This is a genomic window from Microbacterium sp. NPDC055455 (genome assembly GCF_053619935.1).
Map to the genome: position 1 here is coordinate 25,139 of NZ_JBSHLB010000001.1, position 24,215 is coordinate 49,353.

The 24,215-nt window shown below is 70.6% G+C and carries 19 protein-coding genes; 12 read left to right on the top strand and 7 right to left on the bottom strand.

Translation table 11 applies throughout. The annotated features are described in order from the left end of the window. Positions 1–285 precede the first annotated feature (285 nt). From ACWGUG_RS00090 to ACWGUG_RS00140, 11 genes are all read left to right on the top strand, one after another. Positions 286–1,293, top strand: a complete 1,008-nt coding sequence (locus tag ACWGUG_RS00090; RefSeq protein WP_452323439.1) for a LacI family DNA-binding transcriptional regulator — start codon at positions 286–288, stop codon at positions 1,291–1,293. A 162-nt stretch (positions 1,294–1,455) separates the two neighbouring features. Beyond that, complete coding sequence (locus ACWGUG_RS00095) at positions 1,456–3,243, top strand: ABC transporter ATP-binding protein (protein WP_452323440.1); 1,788 nt, start codon at positions 1,456–1,458, stop codon at positions 3,241–3,243. A 244-nt stretch (positions 3,244–3,487) separates the two neighbouring features. After that, on the top strand, positions 3,488–4,582 hold the full coding sequence (locus tag ACWGUG_RS00100) for a Gfo/Idh/MocA family protein (RefSeq protein ID WP_452323441.1): 1,095 nt from the start codon (positions 3,488–3,490) through the stop codon (positions 4,580–4,582). After that, positions 4,579–4,701: a hypothetical protein gene (locus ACWGUG_RS00105; protein ID WP_452323442.1), complete on the top strand. Its 123-nt coding sequence runs from the start codon at positions 4,579–4,581 to the stop codon at positions 4,699–4,701. The genes ACWGUG_RS00100 and ACWGUG_RS00105 overlap by 4 nt, the downstream gene beginning before the upstream one ends. 57 nt (positions 4,702–4,758) lie before the next feature. Then, on the top strand, positions 4,759–5,553 hold the full coding sequence (locus ACWGUG_RS00110) for a family 43 glycosylhydrolase (protein WP_452323443.1): 795 nt from the start codon (positions 4,759–4,761) through the stop codon (positions 5,551–5,553). A gap of 265 nt (positions 5,554–5,818) precedes the next feature. Then, entirely contained in the window at positions 5,819–7,120 is a 1,302-nt protein-coding gene (locus ACWGUG_RS00115) for an ABC transporter substrate-binding protein (protein WP_378885032.1), read from the top strand. Between the two features lie 170 nt (positions 7,121–7,290). Beyond that, positions 7,291–8,187: a carbohydrate ABC transporter permease gene (locus ACWGUG_RS00120; RefSeq protein WP_336394559.1), complete on the top strand. Its 897-nt coding sequence runs from the start codon at positions 7,291–7,293 to the stop codon at positions 8,185–8,187. Beyond that, positions 8,184–9,119, top strand: a complete 936-nt coding sequence (locus ACWGUG_RS00125) for a carbohydrate ABC transporter permease (protein WP_336394558.1) — start codon at positions 8,184–8,186, stop codon at positions 9,117–9,119. The genes ACWGUG_RS00120 and ACWGUG_RS00125 overlap by 4 nt, the downstream gene beginning before the upstream one ends. Positions 9,120–9,129: 10 nt before the next feature. Further along, a complete protein-coding gene (locus ACWGUG_RS00130; protein WP_336394557.1) occupies positions 9,130–9,780 on the top strand; it encodes a DUF624 domain-containing protein in 651 nt (216 codons plus the stop codon). A gap of 47 nt (positions 9,781–9,827) precedes the next feature. Then, on the top strand, positions 9,828–11,906 hold the full coding sequence (locus tag ACWGUG_RS00135) for a beta-galactosidase (protein ID WP_452323444.1): 2,079 nt from the start codon (positions 9,828–9,830) through the stop codon (positions 11,904–11,906). Positions 11,907–11,955: 49 nt separating this feature from the next. Next, positions 11,956–13,236 (top strand): ABC transporter substrate-binding protein, encoded by a 1,281-nt coding sequence (locus tag ACWGUG_RS00140; RefSeq protein ID WP_452323445.1) that lies wholly within the window; start codon positions 11,956–11,958, stop codon positions 13,234–13,236. A gap of 73 nt (positions 13,237–13,309) precedes the next feature. On the opposite strand, the gene iolG is transcribed toward ACWGUG_RS00140, so the two are convergent. The 7 genes from iolG to ACWGUG_RS00175 are packed head-to-tail and all read right to left on the bottom strand — an operon-like array spanning position 13,310 to position 21,015. Beyond that, complete coding sequence (iolG, locus tag ACWGUG_RS00145) at positions 13,310–14,320, bottom strand: inositol 2-dehydrogenase (RefSeq protein WP_452323446.1); 1,011 nt, start codon at positions 14,318–14,320, stop codon at positions 13,310–13,312. A gap of 43 nt (positions 14,321–14,363) precedes the next feature. Continuing rightward, positions 14,364–15,281 (bottom strand): sugar phosphate isomerase/epimerase family protein, encoded by a 918-nt coding sequence (locus ACWGUG_RS00150; RefSeq protein ID WP_452323447.1) that lies wholly within the window; start codon positions 15,279–15,281, stop codon positions 14,364–14,366. Between the two features lie 36 nt (positions 15,282–15,317). Then, positions 15,318–16,217 carry a Cgl0159 family (beta/alpha)8-fold protein gene (locus ACWGUG_RS00155; RefSeq protein ID WP_336394552.1) on the bottom strand — a complete coding sequence of 300 codons (900 nt, stop codon included), beginning with the start codon at positions 16,215–16,217 and terminating at the stop codon, positions 15,318–15,320. Continuing rightward, on the bottom strand, positions 16,214–17,920 hold the full coding sequence (locus ACWGUG_RS00160; RefSeq protein ID WP_452323448.1) for a hypothetical protein: 1,707 nt from the start codon (positions 17,918–17,920) through the stop codon (positions 16,214–16,216). The genes ACWGUG_RS00155 and ACWGUG_RS00160 overlap by 4 nt, the downstream gene beginning before the upstream one ends. A gap of 1 nt (position 17,921) precedes the next feature. Then, complete coding sequence (locus ACWGUG_RS00165) at positions 17,922–18,770, bottom strand: carbohydrate ABC transporter permease (RefSeq protein WP_336394550.1); 849 nt, start codon at positions 18,768–18,770, stop codon at positions 17,922–17,924. Further along, positions 18,767–19,741: a carbohydrate ABC transporter permease gene (locus ACWGUG_RS00170; protein WP_452323449.1), complete on the bottom strand. Its 975-nt coding sequence runs from the start codon at positions 19,739–19,741 to the stop codon at positions 18,767–18,769. Before ACWGUG_RS00170 ends, ACWGUG_RS00165 begins: the two co-directional genes overlap by 4 nt. Then, positions 19,738–21,015 carry an ABC transporter substrate-binding protein gene (locus tag ACWGUG_RS00175; protein WP_336394548.1) on the bottom strand — a complete coding sequence of 426 codons (1,278 nt, stop codon included), beginning with the start codon at positions 21,013–21,015 and terminating at the stop codon, positions 19,738–19,740. Before ACWGUG_RS00175 ends, ACWGUG_RS00170 begins: the two co-directional genes overlap by 4 nt. 242 nt (positions 21,016–21,257) lie before the next feature. Between ACWGUG_RS00175 and ACWGUG_RS00180 the strand changes: the two genes are divergently transcribed. Next, complete coding sequence (locus ACWGUG_RS00180) at positions 21,258–24,164, top strand: glycoside hydrolase family 2 TIM barrel-domain containing protein (protein WP_452323450.1); 2,907 nt, start codon at positions 21,258–21,260, stop codon at positions 24,162–24,164. Positions 24,165–24,215: the final 51 nt, after the last annotated feature.

Below are 24,215 nucleotides of genomic sequence, written 5' to 3' on the forward strand. Positions count from 1 at the left end.
TCGGGTGAGCATGCCGCGCTTCCATGTCACTCCTTCGTGTACGTGGGTGCCCCGGGCGGGGGGCGGGATCCGTGGTGGACAGTCGAACCGCTTCGATTTCGAACCGCTTCGATTGAAGAGTAGGCGGGACGTGTTCGGTTCGTCAAATGTCTTCTCGTAACGCGGGGGTAACGATCGTCGCCGTGGGCGCAGCGGCGGCGTGCGTCGGAAAGCGCCTACCATAGTCGGACCGAGCGCGCGGGCGGCATCCACGCCCGCGACAGGGAGCAGAACGGGACGACCGAGATGAAGCGAGTGGGCATCCGCGATGTCGCGGAGCGCGCCGGCGTCTCGATCAGCACGGTCTCCAACGCGCTCAACCGGCCGCACATGGTGAGCGAGCGGCTCGTCGCCCGCGTCCGGTCCGCGGCCGATCAGCTGGGTTACGTTCCGCTGCAGGCGGCGCAGGCGCTGCGCGCCGGACGCTCCGGCCTGCTCGGCATGACGGTGATCAACATCGCCAATCCCTTCTTCGCCGACATGGTCGCCGGCGCCGAGGACGCGGCATCCGCCGCAGGCCTCCGCGTCCTCGTCGGCAACAGCTCCGACGACATCGCGAAGGAGCGGGACCACCTCGAGCTGTTCGAGCGCGTCCAGGTCGAGGGTGCGCTGGTGAGCCCGTTCGGCCCGCTCGCACCGTGGCTCGACCGGCTGCGCGGGCGCGGCATCCCCGTCGTCCTCGTCGACGCCGTCGACGACGCCGGCGAGCTCCCGTCGGTCTCTTTCGACGATGTCGCCGGCGGTCGGCTCGCCGCAGAGCACCTCCTCGCGACGGGACGACGCCGGCTCGCCTTCGTCGGCGCCCGTCAGGCCGTGCGGCAGGTGCGCGAGCGGCTCGATGGCGCGCGGCAGGCCGTGGCGGCCTGCCCGGGGGCGACCATCGAGCCGATCTGGACCGAGCGCACGACGTCCGCGCGAGGGCTCGCCTTCGGCGAGCAGCTGGCCGCCCGCCCCCCGGCCGAACGGCCCGACGGCCTGGTCGCCTCCAACGACCACCTCGCGATCGGACTGGTCCACGGTCTCATCGCGGGAGGCGTGCGCGTGCCCGAGGACGTCGCCGTCGTCGGCTACGACGACATCGAGTTCGCGGCCATCGCGGCGGTGCCGCTCACGTCGGTGCGCCAGCCGGCGCGCGAGATGGGCCGGACCGCCGCCGAGATGCTGCTCGCGCGGATCTCGGGAACCGCCGGTCTCGACCTCACCGATGTCGTGTACCAGCCGGAGCTGATCGTGCGGGCGTCCACCGCGCGGTAGCGGCACCGCTCAGCTGACGAGCTGCGAACCCCGGGCGGGCACGTCGCCGTCGCGCCTCTCGATCGCGCGGAGCGAGCGTGCGGCGAAGGCCGCGATGCGCCGTGCGCCCCGCTCTTCGTCCTCTCCGGACCCGCGGGGACGGCATCCGTCTACCATGTCATCATGGCGCAGAAAGCGTTTACCGGGCCCATCCGCGTCATCGCGATCGCCCAGCATCCCAAGCCCGGCCGCTCCGTCCTGCGCCTGCTCGCCCGTCGGCCCGGGCGGATGACGCTCGCCATCCTCGCCTTCGCGTGCAAAGAGATCCCGCTGTGGTTCCTCCCGGTGGTGACGGCGCGGATCATCGACCTCGTGGCGACCGGCGGCGACGTGTCGACGGTGCTCATCTGGTTCGTGGTGGCGGCGGTGCTGCTGATCCAGAACTACCCGATGCACATCGCGTACACGCGCAACTTCATGACCGTCGTGCGCGACACCGGGGCCGACCTGCGCAACGCCCTCGCCGCGCGACTGCAGAGCCTCTCGATCGGCTACCACACGCGCGTGAGCTCCTCGATCGTGCAGACCAAGGTCGTGCGCGACGTCGAGAACGTCGAGCTCATGCTGCAGCAGGTCACCCACCCGCTGCTGTCGGCGACCATGGTGCTGATCGGCGCGGTCGCCATGACCGCGATCGCTGTGCCGCAGTTCCTGCCCGTCTACGCGCTCGCGGTCCCCATCGCGCTCGGCCTGCGGTGGGCGCTCAGCCGCCGTTCCCGCGCCCGCAACGAGGTGTTCCGGCGCGAGGTCGAGGGCTTCGCCGCCCGCGTCGGAGAGATGGCATCCCTCATCCCGGTGACGCGGGCGCACGGGCTCGAGCGCACCGCCGTCTCGCGCGTCCAGGCGGGCGCGGACGGGGTGCGCCGCGCGGGGCTGCACCTCGACATGCTCAACGGCCACGTGGCCTCGATCTCGTGGGTCGCGATGCAGCTGCTCGGACTCGGATGCCTCGTCGCCGCCGCCATCTTCGCCCTCACCGGGATCCTCCCCATCACGCCCGGCGAGGTCGTGCTGCTGTCGACCTACTTCACGCTGCTGACCCAGGGCCTCACGTCGCTGCTGATGCTGATCCCCGTCGGCGCGCGCGGCATGGAGTCCATGCGCTCGATCTCGGAGGTGCTCCAGGAGCCGGACCTCGAGCAGAACGAGGGCAAGCGCCCGGTCGCGACGGTGGACGGGCACCTCGAGCTGCAGCACGTCTCGCACCGCTACGACGGCGCCGACCGGGATGCCGTCCACGACGTGTCGCTCGACATCCGGCCCGGTGAGACGGTGGCCTTCGTCGGCTCGTCCGGCTCGGGCAAGTCCACGATGCTCAACCTCGTCCTCGGTTTCGTGCGCCCGACCTCCGGGCGCCTCCTGCTGGACGGCGACGACATGCAGGACCTCGACCTGCGCACCGTCCGGCGCGCGGTGTCGGTGGTGCCGCAGGAGTCGGTGCTCTTCGAGGGCAGCATCCGCGAGAACATCGCCTACGGCCTCGACGACGTTTCGGACGAGCGGCTGCGCGCGGCGCTGCGCGACGCCAACGCCGCCGAGTTCGTCGACGCCCTGCCCGACGGCTGGGACACCGTCGTGGGCGAGCGCGGCGCCCGCCTCTCAGGAGGACAGCGGCAGCGGCTCGCCATCGCCAGGGCGCTCGTGCGCGATCCGCGGATCCTGCTCCTCGACGAGGCGACGTCGGCGCTCGACCCCGAGTCCGAGGAGCTCGTCAAGGAGGCGCTCAACCGTCTCATGCGGGGGCGCACGACGCTCGTCGTCGCGCACCGCCTGTCGACGATCCGCCAGGCCGACCGCATCGTCGTGCTCGAGCACGGCGAGGTGGTCGAGATCGGCAGCCACGACGACCTCGTCGCCGCCGGGGGCCGCTACGCTCACCTGCACGCGACCCAGGCCGGCCTCCAGCGCTGAGCTGGCGCGGCGTGTCCCCTCCGGCGGGCGCGATCCGGAATTCGGAGATCGGGCGCCTTTCCGGAGCGACGCGCCGGCGGCGGTCCGGAAAACGTGCGGAAGTCCGGATTCCGGATCGGCGCCAGGGCGGCGGCGCAGAGGGCGGCGGCGCGGGAATGGGATAGCGCTTTCCGCTGCGAACGCCTACCCTGGAGGGGACGGGATGCCGGCGGCTGCGGCATCCGCTCGATCCCGAGGAGCCACCGTGACCGACACCCTTCGCTGCGCCATCGTGGGCACCGGAGCCATCGCGCACTCGCACATCCGAGCGATCGCGGCCTACCCGAACGCCGAGCTCGTCGCCGTCACCGACCTCTCGCGGGCGTCGGCCGAGGCGTTCGCGCAGCAGTACGGCGGGCCCGCGGTCTACGACGACCTCGACGAGCTCCTCGCGGACGCGAAGCCCGACGTCGTCCACATCTGCACGCCCCCGGTCGCGCACACGTCGCAGGCGATCGCCGCCTTCGCCGCCGGCGCGCACGTCGTCGTGGAGAAGCCCCCGGCGCCGTCGCTGGACGAGCTGGAACAGATGACGGATGCCGCCTCCGCCGCCGGTCGCGAGCTCGCGGTCGTCTTCCAGCAGCGCACCGGCACAGCCGCCGCTCACGTGAAGCGGCTCCTCGACTCCGGCGCGCTCGGGCGTCCGCTGCTCGCCCAGTGCCAGACCCTCTGGTACCGGGACGCCGCCTACTTCGCGGTGCCGTGGCGCGGGAAGTGGGAGACCGAGGGCGGCGGCACGACCCTGGGGCACGGTATCCACCAGCTCGATCTGCTGTCGTACCTGCTCGGGGACTGGGAGCGGGTCGAGGGCCGCATGTGGCGGCTGGACCGCGAGACGCAGACCGAGGACGTCTCGACGGCGACCGTCGTCTTCCAGGGCGGCGTCGTCGCGCAGGTCGTCTCGAGCACGCTCTCGCCCCGCGAGGTCAGCTCGATCCGCATCGATACCGAGAAGGCCACGATCACCGTCGATCACCTGTACGGCCACGGCCACGAGAACTGGCGGATCACGCCGGCGGCGCACATCGACCCCGCCGAGGCTGCGGCGTGGGAGCTCACCGGACCCGAGGAGCGCAGCGACCACGAGTTCCTGCTGCGCGACGTGTTCGACGCGCTGCGGTCCGGCGCACCGCTGCCCTCGACGGCCGACGCGCCCGCGCGGACGTTCGAGCTGGTGGCGGCGATGTACGCGTCGGCGGACGCCGACGGCGCGGTCATCACTCCGGCGGACCTCGCGGCCCACCCGACGCACCGCCGCAGCTTCGCGAGCACCGTGATCGACCTGCGCCCGGAGCGATGACGACCACGGCCCCGTCGATCGACCCCGGAGCGCCCGCGCCCCGCGAGCTGTACCGGGATCCGGTGTACGACGGCGCCACCGACCCGACCGTCGTCCGCGACGGCGACGGCCAGTGGTGACTGTTCTACACGCAGCGGCGCGCGACGCATCATGACCCCGGACCCGGGGTGGCGTGGGTGCACGGCAGCCGGATCGGCGTCGCCCACAGCGACGACGGCCTTCGCTGGCGCTACGCCGGCACGCTCGAGCCGAGCGAGGACGCGCTTGCCCTCCGGGCCGGCACGCCTCCGCTCGTGGTCTCCGAGACGCACTGGGCACCCGAGGTTGTGCACGACGGCACGCGGTGGCGCATGTACCTGACCCGGATCGACGGCATCCCGACGCGGTGGGAGGGCCACGAGCGCCACATCGTCGAATACGTCTCGGACGACCTGCGCACGTGGACCGGGCGCAACGTCGTGCCCCTCGCGAGCGACCGGGTCATCGACGCCGCCGTCGCCCGCTGCCCGGACGGACGGTGGCGGCTCTGGTGCAAGGACGAGGCCGCCGACTCGACGACGGCCGTCGCGGTCTCGGACGACCTCGAGACGTGGCATCCCGCCGGCACCGCGATCGGCGGGCGCCCGCACGAAGGCCCGTACGTCTTCGAGCTCGGCGACTGGTGGTGGATGCTCACCGACGAGTGGCGCGGCATGGCGGTCTACCGCAGCGACGACGCCGTGTCGTGGACGCGACAGGGTGGGGCGGATGCCGTCATCCTCGGCGAGAGCGGCGCTCCGGCCGACGGCGTGCAGATCGGGCGCCACGGGTCTGTCGTGGTCACGGACGGTGAGGCGCGACTGTACTTCTTCACCCACCCGCGGTGGGACGGCAGCGAGCTCGCCGACGCCGACGAGCGCACGCATCGCCGCAGCGCGATCCACGTCGCCCGCCTCCGCGTGGTGGACGGCGAGCTGATCGCCGAGCGCTGACGGGAGCCGGGCCGGCATACCCGCCGCCGTCCGCAACCCGGACTGTGACCGGGCACAGTTCCGGTGCGCGGAGAACGGCACGCCGTTACTGAATCGTTTAAATTTCTCGCGTTCATGTCTTGCGAAACGTTTTTGGCTCGGGTACCGTAGCGGGCAAGCGCTTTCCAGCACCGCATTTTCCGCACCGAGGGACGCGCCACACCGCACACCAGACGACGAACGTCTCGCGGCGAACACGAACGCAGACGTTCAAGAGAGGACAAGGATGTTCAGCAAGAAGCGGGCATTCGCCGTCACCGCGATCGCGGCCGGCGCAGCCCTGGTGCTCGCCGGCTGCGCCGGCGGCAGCGAGGACAGCCCCGAAGCCGACCCCACCTTCGACCCGAACGAAGAGGTCACGCTCGACCTCGCCTTCTGGGGCAACGACGTTCGCGCCGGGCTCTACAACGAGGCGATCGAGGCGTTCAACGAGGAGTACCCGAACATCACGGTGAACTCGACGTTCCTGGGCTTCCCGGAGTTCTGGGAGAAGCGTCAGACCGAGGCTGCGGGCGGCAACCTGCCCGACGTCATGCAGTTCGACTACTCGTACCTGCGCCAGTACTCCGAGAACGGGCTGCTGCTCGACCTCGAGCCGTACCTCGGCAACATCATCGAGACCGATCCGATCCCCCAGAACATCCTCGACATCGGCGTCGTGAACGACACGACCTACGGCATCGCCACCTCCACCAACGCGTGGGGCCTGTTCACCAACCCGGTCCTGCTCGAGCAGGCCGGCGTCGACCAGTTCGAGGGCGGCACGTGGGAGGACTACACCGAGTGGATGGGTGAGGTCACCGACGCTTCGGGCGGTGCGTTCTGGGGTGGCAGCGACTTCACCGGCCGCATCCAGAACTTCGAGGTGCAGCTGCGCGCAGAGGGCGAGAACCTCTTCAACGAGGACGGCACGCCCGGCTTCGACGAGGAGCGCCTCGCCGAGTTCTGGGAGTCCGGACAGGACATCCGCGACGGCATCGGCATCCCGCAGCAGCGCGTGGCGGAGGTCGCCCCGAAGGGCGCCTTCGACAGCGCGCTGACGGCGAGCGAGCTCACGTGGGACAACTTCGGCGCCGGCTACCTCGCGGGCCTCGGCGAGTCCTACACCGAGCTCGGCCTCATCGCTCCCCCGGTCACGGAGGAGGGCGCCAAGGACCTGTACCTCAAGCCCTCGATGCTCCACACGATCTCGGCCAACACCGAGCACCCGGAGGCTGCGGCGACGCTCGTGAACTTCCTGGTCAACTCGCCGCAGTCGGGTGAGATCTTCGGCACCAACCGCGGCCTGCCGGCCTCGGAGACCGCGCTGGAGGCTGCCGAGCTCGACCCGCTGAGCCAGCAGGTCAAGGACTACGAGGCCTCGATCGCCGACCGCCTCGGCGACGCCCCGCCGGTGCCGATCGTCGGCTACGGCACCCTCGAGGAGAAGTTCCGCCAGCTCGGGGAGGAGCTGAACTACGGCACGATCACGGTCGATGACGCGGTCTCGCAGTTCTTCGCCGAGATGGACGTCGTCCTCAACCAGTGACAGCTTCCGGGTCCGGGCGTACGATGCGCCCGGGCCCGGAACACCACCCGAATCCGTATCGGAGAGTCCACGTGAGCACCACAGCGACCAGAGTCATCGTGACCGGTGAGAAGCCTTCGCGCCGGTCCCTGTTCCGCCGGAGCAGGCCCGAGCATGTCAACCGTCCGGGCATGCGACAGCGTGCCGTGAAGGAGACGGTCGCCGGCTACGGCTTCCTGGTCCCGTGGCTGGTGGGCTTCTTCGGCCTCACGCTCATCCCGATGGCGTACTCGCTGTACCTGTCGTTCACGGCGTACAACATCTTCTCCCCGCCGCGCTGGATCGGCTTGGACAACTACGTCCGGATGTTCACGTCCGACCCGGCGTTCGTGCAGTCCGCGCAGATCACCCTCATCTACGTGCTCGTGGGCACCCCGATCACCCTGGCCGCGGCGCTGGGCGTGGCGATGCTCCTCAACTACCGCGACAGGGGCGCCGGCTTCTTCCGCTCGGCGTTCTACGCCCCCTCGCTGATCGGCGGATCGGTCTCGGTCGCCATCGTGTGGCGGGCGATGTTCGCCTCCGACGGCCCGGTCGACAACGGCCTGTCGGCCATCGGCATCGACCTGGGCGGCTGGATCGGCAATCCCGCGCTCGTGCTGCCCGCGATGATCCTCCTCGCGGTGTGGCAGTTCGGCGCGACCATGGTGATCTTCCTCGCCGGTCTCAAGCAGATCCCCAAGGAGCTGTACGAGGCGGCCGAGATGGACGGCGCCGGCGCCTGGCACCGGTTCCGCGCGGTCACCCTGCCGATGCTGTCGCCGGTCATCTTCTTCAACCTGCTGCTCGGGCTGATCGGCGCGTTCCAGGTCTTCGCGTCGGCCTACATCATCTCCAACGGCACCGGCGGCCCCGCCGGCATGACGAACTTCATCACGCTGTACCTGTACAAGCGCGGCTTCTCCGACGGCCAGATGGGCTACGCCGCCGCCATCGCGTGGGTGCTGCTGATCGTCGTCGCCATCATCGCCTTCATCCTCTTCCGCACTCAGCGCAGCTGGGTCCACTACGCCGGAGACAACCGATGACCACCACATCCTCGTTCGGCGAGAACGCGCTCCTGCTCACCGAGAACCAGGTCGACCCCGACCAGAAGTCCAGCCCCGCCCCGCGTCGCAAGATCAAGACCAAGACCTGGCAGACGGTGATCTGGTTCGTCGTGCTCCTCGTCGTCACCGCGGTCGTGCTCTACCCGCTGGTGTGGCTGCTGTTCTCCACCTTCAAGCCCAACAGCGAGTTCGGCTCGAACATGGGCCTCATCCCGAACAACCCGACCATCGACAACTACGTCAAGGTGCTCGAGGGCATCGCGGGCGTTCCGATGTGGCGGTTCTACCTGAACTCCCTCATCATCGCCGTCGGCTCGGTCATCGGCGTGCTGCTCTCGTCGTCGCTGGCCGCCTACGCGTTCGCCCGCATCCAGTTCAAGGGCCTCGGCATCCTGTTCGCGGCGATGATCGGCACGCTCCTGCTGCCGTTCCACGTCGTGATCATCCCGCAGTACATCATCTTCAACCGGCTCGACATGATCGACACCTTCTGGCCGCTGCTGCTGCCGAAGTTCCTCGCCACCGAGGCGTTCTTCGTGTTCCTGCTGGTGCAGTTCATCCGCCAGATGCCGCGCGACATGGACGAAGCGGCCCGCATCGACGGCGCCGGCCACGTCCGCATCTTCTGGTCGATCATCCTGCCGCTGATCAAGCCCGCCCTGATCACCTGCTCGATCTTCGCGTTCATCTGGTCGTGGAACGACTTCCTCGGACCGCTGCTGTACCTGACCAGCCCCGAGAACTACCCGCTGCCGATCGCACTGCGCCTCTACAACGACCAGACGTCCGTCAGCGACTACGGTGCCACCGTCACCGCGTCGTTCATCGCGCTGATCCCCGTGCTCCTCTTCTTCCTGGTGTTCCAGCGCTTCCTCGTGGACGGCGTCGCCACCCAGGGCCTCAAGGGATAGGGCACCCCTCATGGACCGCCGAGAACTCCGCGCCGCGCGTCGCGCCGATGCGACGGGAAGCGGGCCGACGCTCGAAGAGCGCGAGCCCGCCCGCTTCCCCGGCGCGAAGGGGGCGTTCGCCCTCTTCGGCGAGGTGCTGCTGACGGGCCTGCTCGTCACCGCCGGCGGGCTGCTCGTGATCACGCTGCCGGCCGCCCTGGCCGCCGGCATCCGTCACCTCCGCCGGTACGTGAACGCCGAGCAGTCGCACGTGCGGACGTTCTGGCAGGACTGGCGCGCCGCTCTCCCGGGCGGGGTCGTGGTCGGCGTGATCGGAGCGCTCCTCGCCGTCGTGCTGACGCTCGACATCGATCTCGCGAACTCCGGTGCGCTGCCCGGCGGCCCGGCTGTCGCGGTCGTCGGCTGGGCGGGTCTCGTCGTCGGCGCGACTGCCCTCCTCGTCGCGGCCGGTGCGTGGACGCCCGAGCGGGGCTGGCGCGGCGCCGTCCGCGGCATCCCCTCGGCCGTCACCGGTGACCCCGTCGCCACCGTCTACCTCGCGGCCGCGGCCGTCCTCGTCGCGGTCGTCACGTGGATGCTCGCTCCCCTCATCATCGCCGGGCTCGGCTGCGCCGCGTTCGCCGTGGTCGCCGTCCCCGCGCGCCGCGGCCGCCGCGGCTGATCCCGACCCCTCCCCCACCGCAACCTTCGAACAAGGAGCTGCTCGACGTGCTCTACGGCGCCGACTACAACCCCGACCAGTGGCCCGAGGAGGTGTGGGACGAGGACGTCCGCCTCATGCAGGAGGCCGGCGTCAACATCGTCAGCCTCGGCATCTTCGCGTGGTCGCGCATCCAGCCCGCCGAGGACGTCTGGGACTTCGAGTGGCTCGACACCGTCATCGACAAGCTCCACGCCGGCGGCATCCAGGTCAACCTCGCCACCGCGACCGCGTCCCCGCCGCCGTGGGTGAGCGCGACCTACCCCGAGACGCTCCCCGCCGACGAGTCGGGCGCCTCGTACTGGCCGGGCAGCCGCCAGCACTTCGCGCCGTCCTCGCCGACGTACCGCCGTCTCGCCGGCGAGCTGGTGCGCCGCCTGGCGGAGCGCTACGTCGATCACCCGGCGGTCGTCATGTGGCACGTCGGCAACGAGTTCGGCTGCCACCTCTGGATGGACTTCTCGGATGCCGCGCGCGACGCGTACCGCGCCTGGCTCGCGAAGCGGTACTCCACGATCGAGGCGCTCAACGAGGCATGGGGCACGAGCTTCTGGTCGCAGCGCTACGGCTCGTTCGACGAGGTGTTCCCGCCCCGGCTGGCGCCGTACAGCCACAACCCGTCGTCGATGCTCGACTGGCGCCGCTTCACGAGCGACATGCTGCTGGAGTGCTACCTCATGGAGCGCGAGATCCTGCTCGCCGCGGGCGCGACGCAGCCGATCACGACGAACTTCATGGGGCCGTTCAAGCCCGCCGACTACCGCAAGTGGGCGCCGCACATGGACGTCATCGCCGACGACTGCTACCCCGATCCGGCGAACCCGCATCGCGTGCGCGACGCCGCATTCCAGCGCGACCTCATCCGTTCGCTGAAGCCGGGCGTGCCGTGGCTGCTGTGGGAGCAGGCGACGGATGCCGTGAACTGGCGTCCCGCCAATCCCGGCAAGCGTCGCGGCGCCCTGGTCGCCGAGTCGGCCCAGTCCATCGCGCGCGGCGCGGACGGCATCATGTTCTTCCAGTGGCGGCAGTCCCGCGCGGGCAGCGAGAAGTTCCACTCGGCGATGCTCCCGCACGCCGGCACCGGGACCCGCACGTGGGACGCGGTCACGGCGCTGGGTGCGCGCCTGGCCGCACTGCCTGAGCTTCCCGCCCCCGTCCGCGACGCCCAGGTGGCGCTCGTCTTCGACTGGGAGAACTGGTGGGCGGTCGAGGAGCGCGACCACCCGACCGAGATCGACTACCTCGCGCTGACCCTCGAGTGGTACGGCGCCTTCCACTCCCGCGGCATCCAGGTCGACATCGTCGGGCCCGAAGAGGTGGACCGCTCCTACGACCTCGTCGTCGCACCGGCGCTCTACCTCCTGCGCGACGAGGGCGCCGAGGCGATCACCCGCTTCGTCGAGGACGGCGGCACCCTGCTCACGGGACCGTTCAGCGACATCGTCGACGCGCACGATCAGTTCCGCGACGGCGGCTTCCTCACCCAGCTCGGCCCGGTGCTCGGCCTGCGCTTCGAGGATTTCGGCGCGCTCGCCGGTGCCGCCGCGAGCGCCAACGGCGTCGGCGCCCTGAACGTCGAGGCGCTCCACGCCGCACGCTCGGCTGCCGCCGGCGGAGCCGTGTCGTTCACGCTCGGCGGCTCGTCGCAGACGGGGCGCCTGGTGGCGGAGGCCGTGCACGCCACGGGCGCCTCCGTGGTCGGCACCTTCGCATCCGGCCTGCAGGCCGGCTCCCCCGCGCTGACCCGTCACCGCCTCGGCGCGGGCGAGGCGTGGTACGTCGCGACGCAGCCCGACCCCGACGGCATCGACGCCGTCGTCGCGGCCGTGGTCGAGGCATCCGGTGTCCGCCCCGTCGTCGACGGGCTCCCCGCGGACGTCGAGGCGGCCCGCCGTGGCGACCTCGTCACGCTCATCAACCACGGGGAGACCGCCGTGACGGTCGACGTGGCGGGAACGGATGCCGAGACCGGAGCGGCCGTCCACCGCGTCGTCCTCGATGCGCAGGGTGTCGCCTTCCTCCTCGTGCCCGCCTCGCCCGGCGCGCCGGCGTCCGCCCCCGCCGCAGAACTGTCCGCCGCCCGCTGAGCGGCGGCCCCCCGACCCTCGCCCAACCGCACCGACTGGAGACATACCCATGCCCGCACCTCGCCTCCTCGCAGCAGCCGCCCTCACGGCGACCGCGGCGCTCGTCCTCGCCGGATGCTCCGGCGACACCTCCGATGACGCGGCGGCGTTCGACCCCGACGAGAAGGTCACCATCGACTTCGCGTTCTGGGGCAACGACGACCGCGCGACCCGCTACAACGACCTGATCGCGGCGTTCAACGAGGAGTACCCGAACATCACGATCAACACCTCGTTCACCGACTTCCCCAGCTTCTGGGAGAAGCGGCAGACCGAGGCCGCCGGCGGCGGACTGCCCGACGTGTTCCAGTTCTCCGACAGCTACCTGCGCCAGTACGCCGAGTCGGGCAACCTGCTCGACCTCGGCGAGGTGGCGGACTACGTCGACACGACCACGTTCGACGAGTCGCTGCTCGGCACCGGCGCCCTCGACGGAACGCAGTACTCGCTGCCGACGGGCTACAGCCTGTGGGCGAACTTCGTCAACGACGACCTCGTCGCGCAGGCGGGCGTCGAGGCGCCCGAGGCCGGCGGCAGCTTCGCCGACTTCGACGAGTGGATGGCCTCGGTCACCGACGCGACCGGCGGCGCCGTGTACGGCGGCACCGACTACACGCAGCGCATCCAGGTCTTCGAACTCGTGCTCCGCGCCGACGGCGGCAACCTCTACACCGAGGACGGCGAGCTCGGCTTCACCGAGGACGAGCTGCGCGACTTCTGGGAGTCGGGCGACGACATCCGCGACGGCGTCACCGTGCCGCAGCAGACGCTCGAGGAGCTGTCCCCCAAGTCCGGATTCGGCGCGGCCGTCACCGCGAGCGAGATGAGCTGGAGCAACTTCCTCGGCGGGTACCTCGCCGACTCGGGCGCCTCGTCGATCTCGATCGTCGCCCCGCCGACCGCGGAGGAGGGCTCGAAGGACCTGTACCGTCAGGCGGGCCTCCAGGTCGCGATCGCGCAGAACACCGAGCACCCCGAAGCCGCCGCGCTGTTCCTCGACTTCGTCGTGAACAGCCCCGAGGCCGGCGAGATCTTCGGCACGACGCTCGGCTTCCCCGCCTCGTCGTCGAAGCTCGAGGGCACGACCCTCGAGGGCGCCGACAAGCAGGTCGCCGACTACATCGAGTCCGCCGCCGACCGCATCGGCGACGCCCCGCCGGTCCCGGTCGTCGGCTACGGCTCGCTGGAGCAGACCTTCTGGGACCTCGGCAAGTCCATCGGCCTGGGCGCCCTCTCGGTCGACGACGCGGTGACCCAGTTCTTCGCAGAGGCCGACGCGATCCTCGGCTGACCGACAGCACGACGACGGATGCCGCGGCTCATCGAGCCGCGGCATCCGTCTGTTCGTCTGTGGGAGGGCCTGATCAGGCCAGGCTGACCTCGACGGCGACCCGCTCGGTCGCCGAGCGCTGCGCGGCGTCGGCGAGGATCAGCGCAGCGCGTCCGTCCTCGAAGGTCGGGCTCGACGCGGTCTCGCCGCGGGCGAGGCGGACGAACTCCCCCAGCTCGGCGGCGTAGGCCTCGGCGTAGCGCTGGAGGAAGAAGTCCTCGTACGGTGCCCGGGTCTCCACGCCGACGCCGGTGGAGAGGCTCACGAGGCTCGTCGAGCGGTTCGCGACCTGCAGGGTCCCGTTCCCGCCGAACGCCTCGAGGCGCTGGTCGTAGCCGACGGCGCTGTGCCGCGAGTTGACGATCGTGACGAGCGCCCCCGACGCCGCGCGCAGCGTCACCACCGCCGTGTCGAAGTCGCCGTGCTCGCTCGCGCCGTCGTCGAACGTGCGCGAGCCGACCGCGCTGACCTCGACGATGTCGGGCAGGAAGCTGCGCGCCATGTCGAAGTCGTGGATCGTCATGTCGCGGAAGATGCCACCCGAGACGGCGATGTAGTCCGCCGGCGGCGCGGACGGGTCGCGACTGATGATGGTGAGCTGCTCCAGGCCGCCGATCTCGCCGGCGGCGACTCGCGCGCGGACCTCCGCGAACGCGGGGTCGAAGCGCCGGTTGAAGCCGAGAGCCACGGGGATGCCGGCCGCCGCGACCTTCGGGCGCAGCCTGTCGACGCGCGCGATGTCGAGATCGATCGGCTTCTCGCACAGCACCGGGATGCCGGCATCCACCGCCCTCTCGATGAGGTCGACGTGCGTCGGAGTGGGCGAGGCGATGAGGACGGCGTCCACGTCGCCCGCGGTGAAGACCTCGTCCGTGTCGGCCGTCGCCCGTCCCCCGAAACGGTCGGCGACGCGACGCGCCCCGTCGACGAACGGGTCGGCGACCCAGGCGAGGGCGGTGTCCGGGTTCGCGGCGATGTTCTCGGCGTGCACCTGGCCGATGCGGCCGGTGCCGATGAGACCGAAGCGGAGAGGGGCGTGGGGCACGGCGGATTCCTTGTCTGTGTCGGAGAAGAGGCGATGGCGTGGGTCAGACCCAGCGCGTGAGCGCAGCGCGGTTCACCCGCTGGTCGTCGCCGCGCGCCACACGGAAGGTGTCGATTGCGACATCGGGGGCGTTCAGCACGTCCTGTTCGACGACCACCCAGCCGTCGAAGCCGCGTTCGTCCATGGCATCCATCACGCGCGCGAGATCGAGATCGCCGCGGCCGAACGCGGTGAACGCCCCCGACGACCAGACCTCGGCCATGCCGCCGCCGGCCGCCAGCACCCGCCGCAGCTCGGCGCGGTCGACGTCCTTCAGATGCAGGTGGTTGATGCGATCGCCCCAGCGCGAGACGGCCTCCGCCGGGTCGCCGTCGGCGATGAGCAGATGACCGGTGTCAAGGGTGAGGTCGACGTCGACGTTCGCGAGGAACCGGTCGATCTCATCGGGCGACTCCACGAAGGTGCCGGCGTGGTGATGGAAGGTCGGCTCGAAGCCGGCGGCGCGCACGAGCGCCGCCGCGCGCTCGGTGTTCGCGAAGAGGCGATCCCAGGCCTCGGGAGCGAGCGGGTCCGCGGCCGCTCCGCGGCCGGGGTGGGCGCGGCGCGCCACGGAGCCGTCGTCAGCGAGCGTCGGCAGCGGCAGCCTCCCGGGGCCCGCCTGCGCCGCGTCGGAGAAGACGCGAAGCGCGTCGGTCAGAACGGGGAGGGATGCCTCGAAGGCCTCGTCATCCGAGAACGGCAGCTGCACCCATCCGCCCGCCAGCTCCAGCTCGAAGCGGGCGAGCCGTGCGCGAAGCTCCGCGCCGCGGCCGAGGTACCCCACGGGGCCCAGGTCGACGCCGCGGTACCCGGCGTCGGCCAGCACCTCGAGCAGGTCGTCGGCGGACACGGTGGCCGCGCCGTCCGGCGTCATCTCGAAGACGCCGAAGCTCACCGGGGCGCCGGCGACCTCCGCCTTCATCGGGTCTCCTCGAACGTGCGCATGGGTTCTCCTCGGTCAGAGATCGGTGTGGACCAGGCGGGCGGCCGCGTCGACGGCGGCGGCCACATCGCCGTCCGGCGGGTAGAGCAGGGCCCGGCCGGCGGTGAGCCCGCGGACGCCGGGAAGCGCGAGAGCATCCTCCCATGATGAGAAGGTCTCGTCCGGATCGCTGCCCGAGTCGCCCCCGAGCAGCAGCGTCGGCAGGGTCGTCGCCTCCATCACCCGTTCCATGTCGGGCACGACGGGCAGCTTCATCCATGTGTAGGCGCTGCTGACCCCGAGGCCGGCGGCGATCGCGAGGGACAGCACGACGGCGTCCGCGGTGAGGTCGTTGCCGATGCGACCGTCGACCCAGCGGCTCATGAAGGGCTCGAGCATGATCGGCATCCGGGCCTCCGCCGCGGCGCTCACCGCGTGCGCGGCGGACTCGAGCGTCGACGCGGTGGCCGGGTCGGCGAGGTTCACGCGCAACAGCACCTTGGCGAAGTCGACGCCCGAGCGCACCATCGCGGGCACGTCGTACCCCGTGAAGCGGTCGTCCATCTCGAAGGCCGACCCGCGCAGCCCGCCGCGGTTCATCGAGCCGACCACGACCTTGTCGTCGAGCAGGCCCAGGACGGCGAGATCGTCGATGATGTCGGGCGTGCCCAGCACACCGTCCACACCCGGGTGGCTGAGGGCCACAGCGAGCCGCTGGAGCAGCAGATACCGGCTCGCCATCGCGTGGTCGCGGTCGCCCACCGACAGCGCCCCGCGTGCGGGGTGGTCGGCCGCGACGATGAAGAGACGCCCGTCCCCGCGCACGATGTCGCGGCGGCGGCGCGTCGCGAGCGCCTCCTGGACGGCGTGCGGCCGTTCGGCGCGCAGCGCGCGGAGGGTGTCGAACTCGAGCGCGTCCACGGTCACCGCACTCATCGGACGGCTCGCTCGGCGCGGAGGCTGAACACGAGGCGTGCGGGTGATCGTCCGGTGAGATACAGGCGCGAGCCGGCAGCGGCGTCGGTCGCGCCGAGGAACGCGTAGTCCTCGCCCGGGTGGTACGTGCCTGGGCCGGCCGAGCGGTACGCGTCCCCCGCCTCGACGGCGATCGCCTCCTCGCCGACCCGGTAGACGCAGGCGCCGTGCGTGAGCAGGTGGCTCCCGTTCTCCTGCGGCGTCGCGCCCTCGCCCTCGAACCGCCCGCCCTCACGGAAGGCGAGCTCGAGCGCCCAGGGACTGTCGGGTCCGTCGACGGAGAGGGTGAGGATCGCGCCGTCATCCGTCGGCTGCACGTCGACCGAGGTCCGCAGCGCCACCTCGTCACGGCCGCGCTGCGCGAACGCCATCGAGCCGTAGAACCTGCCGTCGTCGGTCAGCTCGTACTCGCCGGACGGCGAGCGGAGGTCGGCGGGCATGGGCTGGTAGTAGTGCGCCGCGACGGTCTCCGTCAGCCGGTGGCTCAGTCCGCCGTCGTCGCGATCGGTCGCGAGACCGTCGGCGCGGAACGGACCGAGTCCGAAGAAGTCGCGCGAGAGTCGCACGGAGTCCAGGACCGCTTCGCCGGCGAACAGGCGGAGGAACGTGGGGTTCGTCGACAGGCCCGAGCGGACGCGCCGGAAGCGCGGGTAGTCCGACCCGCCGAACACCACGAGGCGGCGCTGCGCGTTGTCGTCGACCACGAGGCGGGATTGCGCCCAGGAGGCCTGCGTGGATGGCGCGGTCGCCTCGGGCAGCTCGTCGCCGAGGGCGGGCTCGAGCAGGAGGTCGGCCAGCGTGGACGGCGCGTGGACGACGCCGTCGCGCAGGGCGCGCTCCGCGGCCCACGCGAAGTCACCGCGTCCCAGCTGGACGGCGTACCGCCGGTAGGCGACCAGATAAGGTCCGAGCGGGAACCGGGTGAGCTGGTCCTGACGACGCGAGTGCACGGTCTCGACCGTGTCGTCCGGATGGATGAGCCCGAGCGTGCTCTCGAGGTTGTGCACGACGGCAGCGTGCGCATCCTTCCGGCCGAACACCTCGGCGATGGCCGTGAGCGACGGGTTGGACACCCACGCGGCATAGTTCGCGCTCCGCTCGGAGTAGACGCCGTCGGCCGTGATGTCGACGCCCTCAGCGAGCCATTCCTCTGCACGGCGGCGCAGCGCCTCCGAGGGACGGCGGCGGTGCAGCCGCGCCAGGGCCGCCGAGATCTCCCACCGGTGGTTGGGCGTGTGGACGCCGCCGGCGATGAGCGCCGGTTCGACGGCGTCGGCGACGGCGTCCAGCTCGGCGGCGAGCGCGGCCAGGCGGCCGTCTCCCGCTGCGGCGTCGACGGTGCGGATGACCTGCAGGGTGTCGCAGAGGTCGTTGACCGTGAAGGACGAGTCCGGAGGGGAGTCGACGTTGTCGCCGCCGATGAACAGGCCGCCGGGTCCCTGGAGCCCCCGCAGTGCGCGGACGTTCGCCTCGGCGCCGGCGAGCAGCGCCGGGTCGCCCCGATCGTCCGACTCGGGCCACAGATAGGCGCAGACCAGGAGCTTGGCGCGCTCCATCAGCCGGCGGTGCCTGTCCGCGGGGCTCGCGCCCTCGGCGAGCGCCCGCCGCACGTCTTCGGCGACGGCGTTCCGGAGCGCGCCGAGGAACGGGGATCTGTCGGGCATCTCAGTCCTTCAGACCGGAGTTCACATCGGCGTTCATGATCTGCCGCTGGAAGATGGCGAAGAGGACCACCATCGGGACCAGCGAGATCACCGAGGCCGACAGGAGCACCGACCAGTCGATGTTGTCGGCGCCGACGATGGATCGCAGCGCGACCTGGAGCGTGTAGCGGTCCGGGTCCCTCAGCACGATCAGCGGCCAGATGTAGTCGTTCCACCGCCACTGGAACGAGAAGATCGCGAGCACCACGGCGATCGGCTTCGCGAGGGGGAGCATGATGCGCCAGAACGCGCCGAACTCCGACACACCGTCGATGCGGGCGGCCTCGAGCAGCTCGTCGGGGATCGTCTTGAAGTACTGACGGAACATGAAGATGCCCGTCGCGGTGATGATCGACGGCACGATGATGCCGGCGAGCGTGTTGTACAGGCCCAGGTCGCGCACCACGGCGAACGAGCTCGGCATGATGACCTCGGTCGGCAGCATGGTGGTCGCGAGGACGCAGATGAAGAAGAACTTCAGCCACCAGGCCTTGTACTTCGCGAACGCGTAGCCGGTCATGGCGCTCACCAGCACGGTCAGCACCGTGGTGACGACCGCCACGATCGAGGTGTTGAGGAAGTACTGGGCGAAGTTGAACCGGTTCCACGCGGTGGTGTAGCCGCTGATCGTCCAGTCTTCGGGGAACAGCCGGAGCGGGAGGCTGAAGAGCTCCGAGCCGGGCTTGAACGAGCTGAGGATGAACCAGGCGACGGGGATGATGAAGCCCAGCGCGAGCAGCCACAGCAGCAGCGTGCTCGGCAGCGAGCGGAGCCCGCGGCGGCGCGGTCGCGCCTCTTGTCGGAGAGTCATGCGAGGTCGTTCCTCTTGTCGAAGCGCATCTGGATGACCGCGATGACGATGAGGATCACCATGAGGACCATCGATGCGGCACTGGCGTAGCCCACATCGGCACGCTCGAAGCCGGTGCGGTAGATGTACTGGACCATGAACATGTTCGAGGTGCCCGGTCCACCGCCGTTGAGCGCCTGGACCATCGCGAACTCCTTCATCGACCCGATGGTCGTCAGGAGGATCACCATGAACGAGGTCGGGCGCAGCAGCGGCAGGGTGATGCGGTAGAAGCGCTGCCAGCTGTTGGCGCCGTCCAGCTGCGCGGCCTCCAGGTACGACTGCGGGACGTTGCGGATCGCGGCGATGAACAGCAGCATGTTGAACGCCGTGCCGCCCCACGTGCTCACGATGAGGATGAGCACGAGCGCGAGCGTCGGGTCGGTCTCCCATCGCAGGCCCTGGCCGCCGAGCGTCTCGATCAGATAGTTCACGAGACCGAAGTTCTCGCCGAAGAGCCACTTCCAGATGACACCGGCGACGATCGGCGAGATGAGCCACGGCAGGAAGAAGATGATGCGGGCCGTCGACTTGCCCTTGGCCATGCTGTTGGTGAGGAGGACCGCGATCCCGAGCGCCGCGACGTAGTGCAGCGGGACCGACAGCAGGGTGTACAGGAAGGTGCGGCCGAGCACGCTGTAGAACACCGGGTCCTGGGCGAGGTCGACGTAGTTCTCGACGCCGATGAACTCGGGGGTTCCGACACCGGTGTAGTCGGTGAGCGAGTACCAGAGCCCGAGCGCTCCCGGCCACAGGAAGAACAGGGCGAACAGCACCACCGAGACGGCGATGAAGGTGAGCGGCGCCAGGACGAATGTCGTCGAGCTGCGCCGCCGCGGGCGGCGGACGCGCTGCGTCCGCCGCCCCACGGTGATGAGCGCAGAGGTTTCGGCGCTGCGCCCATCGACGGTCTTGGTGGTGGACACGGTCACTCCAGAGCGCCCAGCTGGTCGGTGAACAGGGCGTTGATGTTCTCGATCGTGGTGTCGACGTCCTGCTCGCCGTTGAGGTACTTGACGGTCTCGTCGCGCACCGGGTCGCCGTCGGTCGTCACGCCCTGCGCGCCGTACTGCAGCTCCATCGCCTTGATCTCGCCCACGATGTCGGGAGAGGCCGCGATGTCCTGGTTGTAGATGTCGAAGGCGTCCGCGTGCGCCGCGTACTCGATGTCCAGGCCGCCGATGGCGGGGATGAACGACGACGTCTCCGACAGCTCGGTGTAGTTCTCGGGCTCGTACAGCCACTCGATGAAGTCGTGCGCGGCCTCCTGCTGAGGGCCCTCGAAGACGACGATCGATGCGGCGTTGCCGAAGTTGGTCGCGCGCTCCTCCTCCTGCGGCATGTAGACCGACGCCCACTCGAAGTCGGCGATGTTCACGGCGAAGTCCGCGATCTGCCACGAGCCGGAGAGGTACGACACGACGTCGCCGCTCTTGAACAGCGCGTTCGGGTCGGCATCCGACAGCCACACCGAGCGCGGCATGAAGGAGTCGTCGTTCAGCGAGCCGAAGAACTCCAGCGCGTCCTTCGTGTTGTCGTTCGTGCTGAAGACACCCTCGTCATCGGCCTGGAAGTAGTCTGAGCCGAATTCGTAGAAGAGGGCCTTGAGGCGGTGCGAGGACTTGTCCATCACCATGCCGTACGTGGTGCCGGTCGCGGCCTGGACCTCCTTGACCGCAGCGACGTACTCGTCCCACGTCCAGATGTCGTCCTCGCTGGTGGGGTAGGCGACGCCGGCCTCGTCGAACAGCGTCTTGTTGATGAACATGCCGACCGCGGTGATGTCGGAGGGGAGCGAGATGACGTTGCCGTCGTCGTCCTTGTCGGAGAGGTCCGTGCGGATCTCGCTGCCTTCGGTGATGTCCGACAGATCGGTCGTCGCGTTGCGCCAGACCGGGTCGACGGCGCCGACGCGGGCGATCGCCGGGAGGTCGTTGGCCTGCGCGGCGTTGCGGAGCTTGGTGGCGAGGTCGTCGTTCGCGATGTCGACGATCTCGACCTCGACGCCGGTCTCCTCCTCGTACTTCTCGGCCATGTGGGCGTAGCCGCCGCCCTGGTTGGCGTCGCCCGAGAGGAAGAACTGGATCGGCTCGTCGGTCTGGGCGGCTTCGCCGTTCGAGCCGCAGCCGGTGAGCGCGACAGCGGTGACCGCGGCGGCGGCGAGGGCGAGAGTCACCCGCAGGCGGGGCTTTGCTGAATGCTTCATTGGATTTCCCTTTCGCCCTGGATGTCCAGGGGCCAACGTCCTTGTCGATGCGGCGCGGGATTTCGCGCCTCTGGTGCGGAGCCGGAGCCGGAGCCCGGTGCGGATCGCTGATACGATGTTAGGACATTAGAGCAAAGTTGGTCTACCGGCAAGCGCCTTCCCTCAAATTTCCCAGCGAATGGGTAAGCGCCTTCCGTGTAGGGTCGGTGCTTTGACGCTCTTCACTCACCGACGAGGAACCCATGGAGATCGCCACCACCAGCCCCGGCTCCGGCACCACCGCCCCGCGCGCTCGTCTGTGCTCCGATGCGCCCAGCCAGTCGCTCGACGGGCGCTGGAGATTCCGCGTCTCGCCCTCCCTCCGGGCCGCGCCCGAGGACTGGCGCGTCGCAGACGCCGACGGCTGGGGAGTCGTCGAGGTCCCCGGCCACTGGAACCTGCAGGGCTACGGGTCGCCGGCCTACTCCAACGTGCAGATGCCCTTCCCGGTGGACCCGCCGCACCCGCCCGACGTCAATCCGATCGGCGACTACCGGCTCGACTTCGCGGCGTCGGACGAGGTCATCGCGCATCGCCGCCGCATCCTCCGGTTCGACGGCATCGAGTCGGCCGCCGAGGTGTGGTTGAACGACGTGCTCCTCGGGACGACCCGTGGAAGCAGGCTCACGCACGAGTTCGACGTGTCGGACGTCCTCGTCCCCGGGACGAACCGGCTCGCGGTCCGCGTCGCGCAGTTCAGCGACGCCACCTACCTCGAGAACCAGGACATGTGGTGGCTGCCGGGGATCTTCCGGAGCGTGACGATCCTCGCCCGGCCCGACGGCGGGGTCGACGACGTGTTCGTGCGTGCGGACTACGACGCCGACACCGGAGCGGGCACCCTCGACGTCTCGGTCCGCGTCGACGGCGAGGCCGCGGCGCGCATCGTGATCCCCGAGCTCGGCATCGACGCGCCGGCAGCGGACACACTGCGGATCGCCGGGGTCGAGCCGTGGACCGCCGAGCAGCCGCGGCTCTACGACGCCGAGGTCCGCACCCAGGCGGAGGTCGTCGCCCTTCGCATCGGGTTCCGACGGGTGGAGGTGCGGGACACGCAGCTCCTCGTCAACGGTGCGCCGATCATGCTGCGCGGCGTGAACCGTCACGAGCACCGCCCGCGGCACGGTCGCGTCTACGACGCCGACGTGGCCCGTGACGAGCTGCTCCTGATGAAGCGCCACAACATCAACGCGGTCCGTACCTCCCACTACCCCCCGCATCCGGACGTCCTCGACCTCTTCGACGAGCTCGGGTTCTGGGTGATCGACGAGTGCGACCTCGAGACCCACGGCTTCGAGCACGTCGACTGGCGCCGCAACCCGAGCGCCGACCCCGCGTGGCGCGACGCGTTCCTGGACCGCATCCGCCGGACGGTGCATCGCGACAAGAACCATCCGAGCGTCATCATGTGGTCGCTGGGCAACGAGTCGCACGTCGGTGCGAATCTCGAGGAGATGGCGCGATGGGCGAAGACCGCCGATCCCACCCGGCTCATCCACTATGAGGGCGATCGCGCGAGCCGCTACGTCGACGTCTACTCGCGCATGTACGCCACGCACGACGAGGTGCGCGCGATCGGCGAGGAGGCGCTGGTGCCGGCACCCTTCGACGCCACGCCGGCCGAGGTGCGCCGCCGCACCCTGCCGTTCCTCCAGTGCGAGTTCGCGCACGCGATGGGGACCGGCCCCGGCGGCCTCCAGGAGTACTGGGACCTCTTCGAGACCTTCCCGCGCCACGCGGGCGGCTTCGTGTGGGAGTGGCTCGAGCACGGCATCGCGGTCGACGGCCCGGACGGCACGAGCCGGACCCTCTACGGCGGCGACTTCGGAGAGGACGTGCACGACGGCAACTTCGTCATCGACGGACTCGTCGACGCGGACCGCAATCCCCGGCCCGGGCTGCTGCACTATGCGGCCGTCATCGCCCCCATCGTCGTGGGGATCGACGGCGCGCGCACGCGCGTGCGCCTCGAGAACCGGTACGACTTCCGCGACCTCGCCGACGTCGCGCTGCGCTGGACGCGCACCGTCGACGGCGAGGTCGTGGCATCCGGAACCCTTCCCACACCCGCCTGCGGACCGCGTTCCGCCGCGATGGTGGACCTGCCCGACGAGTGCCGGACGGATGCCGCGGCCCGCGTGGCCGACGCGCTCACGGTCGAGGCGGTCTCGGCCGCACCATCGGCCTGGGCGGAGGCCGGCCACGTGATCGCGAGCGGCCAGGACGTCCGCGACGGACGACCCGTCGCACCCGCCCCCGCCGCGGTCGCCGCGACCGCCGACGTCGTCGGCGCCGCGCGGTTCGACCGCACGGGCGGAGGCCTGCAGAGCCTGGGCGGTCTGGCGATCGCGGGACCGACGGTGGGCGTCTGGCGTGCTCCGACGGACAACGACCGAGACATCGGCGACGACGAGCTCGACCTGCCCTCCTACGCCGAGCGCTGGCGCGCGGCCGGCATGGACCGCACCGTGACCCGGCTGGTGGACGCCCTGACCGAGGGTGGCGCCGTCACGGTGCGCACCCGCACCGGGACGCCCATCCTCGACAGCGCCGTCGACGCCCGACTGCGGTGGACCGCCCTCGAGGGCGGCGCCGTGCGGCTCGACGCCGAGCTTGAGCCCCACGGCACCTGGATCACGGAGTGGGCGAGGATCGGGCTGGACTTCGTCCTCGCCTCGGCGCCCGTCGGGGTGGACCTGGCGGGATACGGCCCGATGCCCAGCTACCCCGACCTGCGCGCGGCCGCGCGGTTCGGCTGGTGGCACCTCGACGCCGACGAGCTCACCGTGGACCACGTCCGTCCGCAGGAGAGCGGCTCGAGGATCGGCGTGCGCGAGGCCGCGATCGCGACCCAGGCCGGCACCCTGCACGTGTCCTCGCTCGACGCCCCCTTCGCGCTCACCGTGTCGCGTCACAGCCGGCGGTCCCTCGCCGGCGCCGCCCACAACTGGGAGCTGACTCCGGACGGGCAGACGCACGTGACGATCGACCTCGCCCAGTCGGGCGTCGGCACCGCCACGTGCGGGCCGGGGGTGCTCCCCCGGTACCGCCTCCCCGCGAGGCCGGCCGCCATCTCACTGATCCTCCGGCACGAGCCGGCATCCCACTGAACCGTCGCCGGCGACGCACGTCCGCATCGCCGGCGCTTCGACCTCCAAGGA